This is a genomic window from Synechococcus sp. W55.2, from assembly GCF_047461635.1.
Lineage (GTDB): Bacteria > Cyanobacteriota > Cyanobacteriia > Thermostichales > Thermostichaceae > Thermostichus.
The window spans coordinates 41,454-49,751 of sequence record NZ_JANSHM010000014.1 but is presented as its reverse complement, the minus strand read 5'-3'; the positions used below and the strand labels follow the sequence as shown (position 1 = coordinate 49,751).

Here is an 8,298-nt window from a genome sequence, read left to right as displayed (position 1 = left end):
GGTAGTAATCCGTACTGAACATATTATACATTATTTTCAGTATAGTTGAGCTTATTATTGACTAGAGTCATGCTCCTGCTTAGCAGCTCCCTATGGTTGTCTCGGATCCCTTTGGCCTTGTTGTGCAAGAAGTGCAGCAGGGCGGGTACGCAGACCGAGTGAAAAAGCTGGTTTACTTTGCCTGCACCAGCACTTGGGAAAGCGATGTCAGCAAGTTGAGCCAGATAGATCTGAAAGCCCTGCTGGAGCAGCTTTGCCGTGAGCACGCTACCCTTGATGCTTTGGGCCAGCGCTTTCGAGAGGCCATCAGCCGCATCAACAAAAAAGCCGAGTATGCTCGCATCGCCAAGATGCTGCTAAGCAAGCTACAGCCCCTGTATCAACAGCCCCAAGCGGATCCCTCTAGCCCACTCATGCCCTCGCCCAAGGAGCCATCAGCTTGGGCCGCACCCTCGCCTATCTTGTCCTTGGAGTATGGAAGCCCACGACTGCAACTGCAAAAGCAAGACTACGATCCCTTCGAGCTGCGGGCAGGGGTGATGCGGCAAACCAGTCCTTTGCGGGCCAAGCTGGTTCTGTTCACGGCTTTGTACCACAAAGTAGAGCCTACTCTGCAGGGGTTGGCGGCCCTGCGGCGCTACAGCCTGGACGAGCTGCTCAGAGCCCTCTACGATGCCTGCGCCTCCCCCCAAGAACTGGAAGCCCGGCTGAAGGAGGCGGTGCAGCAGTTGCAGGAGCCGGATCAGGATAGCCAAGCCGCCAATGCTGTGCTGCAGATGCTGAAGCCTCTTTACGTTGACGTGCCCCCAGCGACCCTCCCCGGCGGAGGATTGGCTGCTGAGCCTCTCTCCGCCAATCTGGATTGGCTGAATACCGAAGATGCCGCTCGCGCGGGCGAGGCAGAGTCCCTGGCCAGCCCCATGACTTGGATTGACGCTGGGATCCCAGAAGATGAGGAAGAACCTGCAGATCCTCTGGCTTTTGCAACCTGGACAACACCACCCGGCCCCTCTTCTGACCTGCGACAGGAGATCCCAGAGTCCTGCCGCCAACTGCTCCATCACAGCGCCGGATCCTTGATGGTTGCCATCGAGAACACCCTAAGCGAGTTGGGCAACGCCCTGGACGAAGGTCTGCAGGATGAGGATCCCGTCCAATATCTGACCCTCAAACACCAAGTGCTGCGCGGCTTCTTGAGGGATGTCGAGGGATCCGCCGCAATGTTCATGGGGATCTTGAAAAAGCTAGAACAATCGGAGTGGCGCCTGGTGCAGCCCCTGCGCGTCAGCAATGCAAAACAGGCTCTGCCGGAGGCGGTTACCGAAATGCCCGCTGAGCTGGCGGATCCCTATGCTTCCCTAAGACAGGTGTTGGCCAGCAGCGAGCTGGCCCAGCAAAAGCCGCAGTTGGAGCAGGAGGTGATGCGTTTGGTGCGGCGCAGCGTCGGCTCTGTCAAAACTGCTATCGAACAGGCCCTGAGCGAGTTGGGCAAGGCGTTGGATGAGCAGTTTCAAGCCTGCACTCTAGAGGAAGCCTTGGTTCTCAAGTACCAAACACTACGCGCCTTTTTGCAGGAAGTGGGGGAGATCTCCACCAAATTTGCTGCTTTCTTGGATCGCATGGAGGAGGCAGAGCGCCGTCTGTTCGGGCTGGTTTGAAGCTCAAACCCGCTGTTCGGGGATCCCGTTCAACACTGGCGATCAGCTGCGCAGAGTGCTGGGGAAACGCCCGGATCCTTATCTAGAATAACCACCAGTGCAGCTCCTCTCTCACTTCTCTGAGCTCTCCCCTCTCTTCTATGGATGCCAAGGATCTGCTTCGGCTTTACCGGGCAGGACGGATCAACTTTGCCGGCGAGAACCTGGCCGCCCTTGACCTGAGCCGGGCCGATTTGATCGGGGTGGATCTCTCCCAAGCAAACCTGCACAGTGCCAATTTGATCTTCGCCTTCTTGGGGCGGGCCAAGCTGCAGAAGGCCAACCTCGTCGGGGCTAACCTTGGTGGGGCCAACCTCAGCCAGGCGGACTTGAGCGAGGCGGATCTCAGAGATGCCCAGTTGCACGGCGCCACCCTACAAGGAGCAGATTTGCATGGGGCCAACCTGACGCTGGCTCTGTTGATCGATGCCAACCTGCTGGATGCGGATTTGCGTTGGGCCAACCTCACCAGTGCCAACTTGGGGGGAGCTTGCTTGCGGGGGGCTAATCTCCGTTTCGATAGCCGCCGGGGAGCGGTATTGCGCAACGCCAATCTTAGCCGCGCCGATCTCAGCGGAGCCAACCTGTCGGGAGCGGATTTGACACGGGCCGACCTGAGCGGGGCCAACCTAAAAGAGGCCAGTTTAATCAAGGCCAACTTGCAAGGGGCCAGCCTGCAGCAAGCCCGTTTGCAGGGAGCCATCCTGAGCGAGACCGACCTGAGGGGGGTTTCTTTTTTGGGGGCAGACCTGCAAGGGGTGCAGATGGCGCGGGCCAACTTGAAGGAGGCGATACTTCGCCAGGTGAATCTGACAGAGGCCAACTTGAGCGAGGCGGATCTGGCCGCAGCCGATCTTTCCGCCAGTTGTCTGTGCTCGGCCAAACTGGCGCGGACGGATCTCAGTCGGGCCAATCTGGCCGGGGCCGATTTGCGGTGTGCCAACCTGGTGGATGCCTATTTGGGCCGCACCAACCTGGAAAATGCCGATCTCGGCGAGGCAATCCTAACCCGAGCCGATCTGAGCACAGCCAACCTCAGCGGGGCCAATTTGCGCGGGGCAACTCTGCCGGATGGACGGGTAGGCTGATTGGACAGACTCGCTACCGTATGAGGACGAGGATTCTTGTCCCTGAGTGAGACGGGGATCCGCCCCGGAAAAGGTGAGGTTTTCCCCTGCCCCAGAGGGGCCACAACCGCTACCCTACAAGGGAAGGATGGGTCAAAGAGATCCGTGAACAGCCGCCGATTTCTGTCCTTGATGGAAGCTTTGTGGGCCGATCTGCCCTTGCCGGAATGGTTGCCGGGGGCAGGAGAGCGCTCCTGGCAGCAGACGGTGGCAGCCCTGCTCCAGCTATGGCAAGAAGTTGGACAGTTTGGGGTGGTGATCGGTGGGCCGGTGTCTTGGTGGCCCCCCTGGGTGGTTCGGGATCCGCTGCCTCAACTGCCGTCGCCCATTGACGCTCCAGAACCGAACCTGAAGCTGCGGGAGCTGGCCCGTGAAGATCCCTGGCTGTTTACCCCCGACTTGTCCCCTGAGTCGATTCTGACCCCTGGCCAGACGGTGATCCCTCTCCTGCCGCGGGATCCCCTGGTGGAGGAGCCTTTTTTGCTGGTGCTCACCCCTGTTTTTTCGGTGGTGGCCGCCCAAGGGCATCACCCCCACACGCGGCAGAGGGGGATGATGGTGTCTTTTGAGCCGGAAGTGGTGCATCGGGCTTGGCAGATCCTGGAGCAGCGGGTTCAACAGGGTAGGCCGGATCGCTTGCCCTTCTGGCAGCAGTTGATGAAGCACCATCCCCTCATGGAGCCTCATGTGCGGGTGCTGGCCCGCTTCAGCAGCCTTCTTCTGCTGGGAAACCTGGCCGAGTCGGGATCCCCGCCCGCTCGCTTACCCCCCGCCAGAGCCGAGAACTCCCCTGCGCCCACAACCCGGCCAGAAGATTGGCAGAAGCGGCGGTCTCCTCCTTCCCATGGCCAGCCTGCCGGTCAAGGCCAACAGAACAGCCTTTCGGAGGCAGAACTGTTGCGGGCTCTCATCCACGAGATCCAGACGCCCCTCAGCACCATCCGCACCTTGGTTAGTCTCATCCTGAAGCGGCACGATCTGCCGTCGCGGGTACGGGAATACGTGGAGAAAATTGACCGCGAATGTACCGAGCAAATCAACCGCTTCGGGCTGTTTTTCCAGGCTACAGAAACGGTGATGCCCGCTGCTACCCCACAGGAGGGGCGTCGGCTTCAGCTAGAGCCCATTGCGCTGGTGGACTTGGTGCGGCAAAACCTGCCTCGCTGGCAGGAGCAGGTGGAACGGCGGGGATCCCAACTGGAGTTGGAGATTCCCGATGAGCTGCCGGATGTGGTCAGCGATCCCAAGGCGCTGGAAGCGGTGCTGTTTGGCATGGTCGACCGCATTGCCCGCAGCACGCCGGCTGGCAGCCACATTCGCGCCCAGTTGGTCAGCGCAGGGGAGCTGGTCAAACTTCAGTTTCAGGTCAACACACCTGAGGGCAGCGACGCCACTGTTGCCTCAGAGCCCAAATCCCCTCAGGCGATTGGGCAGTTGTTGGTCGTGCAGCCGGATACCGGTGCAGTGAGCCTCAGCCTTCCCGTCACCCAAACTCTGTTCCGCGCCTTGGGGGGCTACCTCACCGTGCGCCACCGCGCCCATCGGGGGGAAGTTCTCAACATCTACCTGCCCCGCCAGCTATAAGCCACCCAGTTGGGATCCCGATAGCGTCTCAGGATTGATATGGCGGATTGCAGGGGAGGTAGGGCTAGGATCGATCTGCCAGCGCCGGGAGAGTCTAGAGATTGGATCCATGCCGAGAGCCAGAAAAGTTGCTGAACACCATCCAGAGCCTGAACCCGTCTGCGGAGCCGGAGAACCCAAGGTTAAGGGGGTCACTCTTTCTGCCCAGCAGCTTTCCACTTTGCTTCACGAAATGCGCAATCCTCTCACCGCCCTGAGCACGCTGGCCAAGTTATTGCAAAAACGCTTGCCCCCCGAGGATCGCAACCACTGGATTGGCCTGAGCATTGAACAGGAGTGCAAGCATTTGCAGGAGCTGCTGGCGGAGTTCGAGCGTTTGGACGGGATCCCGGCCCCCCTCCAGCTTCAGCCCCTCTCCTTGGCCGACCTGCTGCGGGAGTGGATCCCCATCTATCAAGCCTTGGCCGAAACCCAGGGACACCACTTTCAAGCCGTTCTGCCCCCTTCCCTACCCCCTGTACAAGCCGATCCGCGTGCCCTGCGGCAGGTGCTTGATAACTTGATCGACAACGCTTGCAAGTACACCCCGCCCCCAGGTGAGATCCGGCTGAAGGTGGAGCTGGGTGAAGATCCCTCAACTGCTTCGCAATGGGAAGTGTTCGTTGCCGTCTGCGACAACGGCCCCGGCATCCACCCTGAGAACCTGGAGCGGATCTTCGATCCCTTTTTTCGGGCAGATCTTTCTAAGCCAGGGCAGGGGCTGGGGTTGGCCATTAGCCGCGACCTGGCCACCCGGATGGGCGGAGATCTCCAGGTGGAAAGCTCCCCCCAAGGCTCCTGTTTTCGCCTGAGATTGCCCACAGGTTAGTAGGAAGATTGTAGAGATATGGGATGGCAGGTGCCGCCAAACGCTTGAACGCTACCCAGGAGCTGCAGATGGCCTCTTCTCCCCCAGCCAAACCCGAACCCCCTGCTGCCAGTCCAGCAGCCCGCATTCTGCTAGTAGATGATGAACCCGGCTTACGGGAAGCGGTGCAAGCCTACCTCGAGGACAGCGGCTTTGAGGTGATCCCGGCGGCCAACGCCCAGCAGGCTCTGCAACTGCTCAGCACGGCCCAGCCTCAGTTGATCATCTCCGACATCATGATGCCGGGCATGGATGGCTATCAATTTTTGGCCCAACTGCGAAAACTCGAGCCCTACAGCCATCTGCCGGTGGTGTTCCTCACCGCCAAGGGGATGACCGCCGACCGCATCCAGGGTTACCGGGCCGGTGTCGATGCCTATTTGCCCAAGCCCTTCGATCCGGAGGAGCTGGTGGCCATCGTCTCCAATCTCATTGAGCGCTCCCGAGCAGCCAGTCCTTCTGAAGTGGTCGCCCGCGAGCTGGCCTCCATTCGGGCGCTTCTGGCAGAGCGAACTCTTCCCCCAACCGGTCCCTCTCAGCCCCCCGCCCCAACTCCCTTGCCCCCACCCATTAAGGTAGAGTTCACGCCGCGCGAGCGACAGGTATTGGAAAAAGTGGCAGAAGGGCTGATGAACAAGGAGATCGCCAAGCAACTGCAGACCAGCGTGCGCAACGTGGAAAAATACGTGACCCGCCTGCTGAACAAGACGGGCACCAGCAGCCGCACCGAGCTGGTTCGCTATGCCCTTACCTATGGCCTAATTCGGCTATAGCCCTCACCCCCAGCCCCTCTCCCCAAGGGAGAGGGGGGAAAGAGCTTACGGCTGTGGCTTAGGCGGCACGGTGACCAGCAGCTCCAACCCAAAGGCGTGATCCCCGGCAGGGTAGCTGGTAATGCCCAGCCCATCGACGCGGGTCAGCAGCTCGCGGGCCTCCGGCTCTAAGCTTGCCAAACCGCCCGGCAGCGTAGCCTCCAGCACTGTGCGGATCCCTTGCCAATTCAGCAAAAAGTAGCCGTAGTTGGGCTTGGGCAACTGATCGTAGAGGGTTTTCAGCGGCTCGGTTTGGGGAAGCAAATTGCCCTGGCGTTGGGCGAGGGTTTGCAGCGCCGCCGTGCTGCTGGTCACGATCAAATAGTTGCCTTCCCAGGCGCGGGTCAAAAGCGGGCGGTTAAACAAGGGATCCGCCCAGATCACCTGCCCACCGGCTTCCGTTACCCGTGCTCCGGATTCTTGGGCCAGCCGATCCAACTGAGTCAGGGCCGCGTTGGCCTTGTCTTTTTGGCCAGTCTCGATCACCAGGGCTGCTCCCATGCCCTGCAACAGCGGATGGGCCTGGGCATCAGGTGCCACCAGCAAGGCCATCTCCCCATCCATCCAGGCCAGCAGATCTTTTTCCAAGTCCAAGCGAGTATTGGCGCGAAACTCAGCCCGCAGCTCCTCTAACGACTCCTTGACCGGCGGATCTTTTTCCAGCTCAGGCATAACGGCTTGCCAGCGCTGGGCAATCTGCTGGGTGGTCAGCACCGCCAAGGCATTGCCGGGCAGCCGCTGAATGAGTTCGCCGCGAGCCGTTTGCCACCCCCCCTGCACCTGGGTTTTCGGATCGGTCTGGGTCAACATGCGCAGCCGCAGGCCCTGCTCCTGCCAGTGGGCAGCCATGGCCAAAGAGCGCAGGGGTTGCAGGGATCCCAGCGTCGCCGGATCCAGATCCTGCATCCAGTCTTGGAAAGACTCGGGATCCTCCTGCAAAGCCTGGAAGTTGAAGTAGGCAAAGGCCAGCGTGCCGCTCTCATACAGATCGCCAACAGCGGTGCGGAAACTTTCGGAGCGGCCAATCGGCTCTGCTTCGCCGCGATACACAGCAATCGCCTGCTGCATCACCCTTGGGTCGTTGGCCACTGCCACAAAGCGGTTGCCAAACTCAGCAGTTACCCATCGCTCGCCCGGCTCTCCGTTGGTTTGCACATAGAGGGTGACCCCCTGCTCCTGGCGCTGCTCGAAGTTGGCCCCTTCTGCTGCTGCCTGTTGCCGCACCTGGGCCAAGAATTGCCCAGACAAATCAGCGTTGCGGGTGCTGGCTCCAAACAGGATCCCAGGCACCGGCTCGGCAGCTCCGGGCACCAGATTGGGGATCACCACTGCCATCGTGAATTGCTCGCCAGCCCAAGCTTGCATCTCTTCCCGAGAGAACTCCTTGCCGGTTTCAGCCAAAGCTTCTGCCGTCCAGCTCTCCCACTGGGCCAAAAGGTCAGGGTGAGTGCGAAAAGATTCTTCCGGTTGGGTAGAAAAGGTCAGCACCAGGGGCGCCGACTGGGGAACCAGCGCGGTTTCCGGCAGAACATCGCCGGGCAACTGTACCTGTGGCCCTCTGAGTTGGCAGGATCCCAGGAGCCAAGAGCCCCCCACCGCCATCAACGTAAGGGAGAGAGGGCGCAGCCGAGAATGAAGCTGGACTTGCATGGCGGCTACCTAAGCAGCTAGTGGATATAGCCAATCGTAGCATCTAGGCATGAGCCTGCAAACCCAAATTTTCTGTAAGTGAAAAAATAGCCCACTCTAGCACAAGTCAAGATAGTCTAACAAGATAGTCTAAATTGTGAGTAAACCTACGGCCTGTTCACAGATCAAGGGATACAAAACGTCGTGTTTCTGAGGCTTGATTCCGATGAGTCCAGAACAGGCAGGCTTACAGCTGTATCCTGTAGCCTCTTAATAGGCTGTAGCGTAATAAGATCCCAAACTCGGCCTGGAGGAGCTGTAGTGAACCAAAGTCCACGAAATGCTTGCCCCGCGGCGATAGCAGCCAAGACAGGAATAGTTATCAGTTGAACATTTCCTGCAACAAACTTGAAGCTTTCCTGTACATGTTGCTTTTCCCCAGGCAATGACACTTCTCCCTTTGCCAGAAGTTGCAATCCTTGCTATGCTTGAGCTTAAGCAGAGCTACTCCTTCTCTCTAGCAGGAAGAGCAATGGGGGTCA

At 59.6% G+C, this 8,298-nt stretch carries 6 protein-coding genes; 5 read left to right on the top strand and 1 reads right to left on the bottom strand.

The genetic code is table 11. From position 1 onward, the window contains the following. Positions 1-92 precede the first annotated feature (92 nt). From NW828_RS04890 to NW828_RS04870, 5 genes are all read left to right on the top strand, one after another. The gene (locus tag NW828_RS04890) at positions 93-1,658 is read left to right on the top strand and encodes a hypothetical protein (RefSeq protein WP_414382034.1); all 1,566 of its coding nucleotides are present in this window, start codon (positions 93-95) and stop codon (positions 1,656-1,658) included. A gap of 140 nt (positions 1,659-1,798) precedes the next feature. Further along, positions 1,799-2,785, top strand: coding sequence for a pentapeptide repeat-containing protein (locus tag NW828_RS04885; protein WP_414382031.1), 987 nt, complete (start codon positions 1,799-1,801; stop codon positions 2,783-2,785). Between the two features lie 144 nt (positions 2,786-2,929). After that, the gene (locus tag NW828_RS04880; RefSeq protein ID WP_414382028.1) at positions 2,930-4,408 is read left to right on the top strand and encodes a sensor histidine kinase; all 1,479 of its coding nucleotides are present in this window, start codon (positions 2,930-2,932) and stop codon (positions 4,406-4,408) included. 109 nt (positions 4,409-4,517) lie between these two features. Continuing rightward, on the top strand, positions 4,518-5,276 hold the full coding sequence (locus NW828_RS04875) for a sensor histidine kinase (protein WP_414343700.1): 759 nt from the start codon (positions 4,518-4,520) through the stop codon (positions 5,274-5,276). Between the two features lie 68 nt (positions 5,277-5,344). Then, entirely contained in the window at positions 5,345-6,088 is a 744-nt protein-coding gene (locus tag NW828_RS04870; RefSeq protein ID WP_414373340.1) for a response regulator, read from the top strand. Between the two features lie 45 nt (positions 6,089-6,133). Here the strand turns inward: NW828_RS04870 and NW828_RS04865 are convergent, their stop codons facing one another. Continuing rightward, positions 6,134-7,777 (bottom strand): DUF3352 domain-containing protein, encoded by a 1,644-nt coding sequence (locus tag NW828_RS04865; RefSeq protein ID WP_414382026.1) that lies wholly within the window; start codon positions 7,775-7,777, stop codon positions 6,134-6,136. Positions 7,778-8,298: the final 521 nt, after the last annotated feature.

What these genes read in the sequence shown, in the direction of transcription:
- NW828_RS04885 (WP_414382031.1), top strand. Translation starts at nt 1,799, where the DNA reads ATGGATGCCAAGGATCTGCTTCGGCTTTACCGGGCAGGACGGATCAAC.
- NW828_RS04890 (WP_414382034.1), top strand. Translation starts at nt 93, where the DNA reads ATGGTTGTCTCGGATCCCTTTGGCCTTGTTGTGCAAGAAGTGCAGCAG.
- NW828_RS04875 (WP_414343700.1), top strand. Translation starts at nt 4,518, where the DNA reads ATGCCGAGAGCCAGAAAAGTTGCTGAACACCATCCAGAGCCTGAACCC.
- NW828_RS04870 (WP_414373340.1), top strand. Translation starts at nt 5,345, where the DNA reads ATGGCCTCTTCTCCCCCAGCCAAACCCGAACCCCCTGCTGCCAGTCCA.
- NW828_RS04865 (WP_414382026.1), bottom strand. Translation starts at nt 7,777, where the DNA reads ATGCAAGTCCAGCTTCATTCTCGGCTGCGCCCTCTCTCCCTTACGTTG.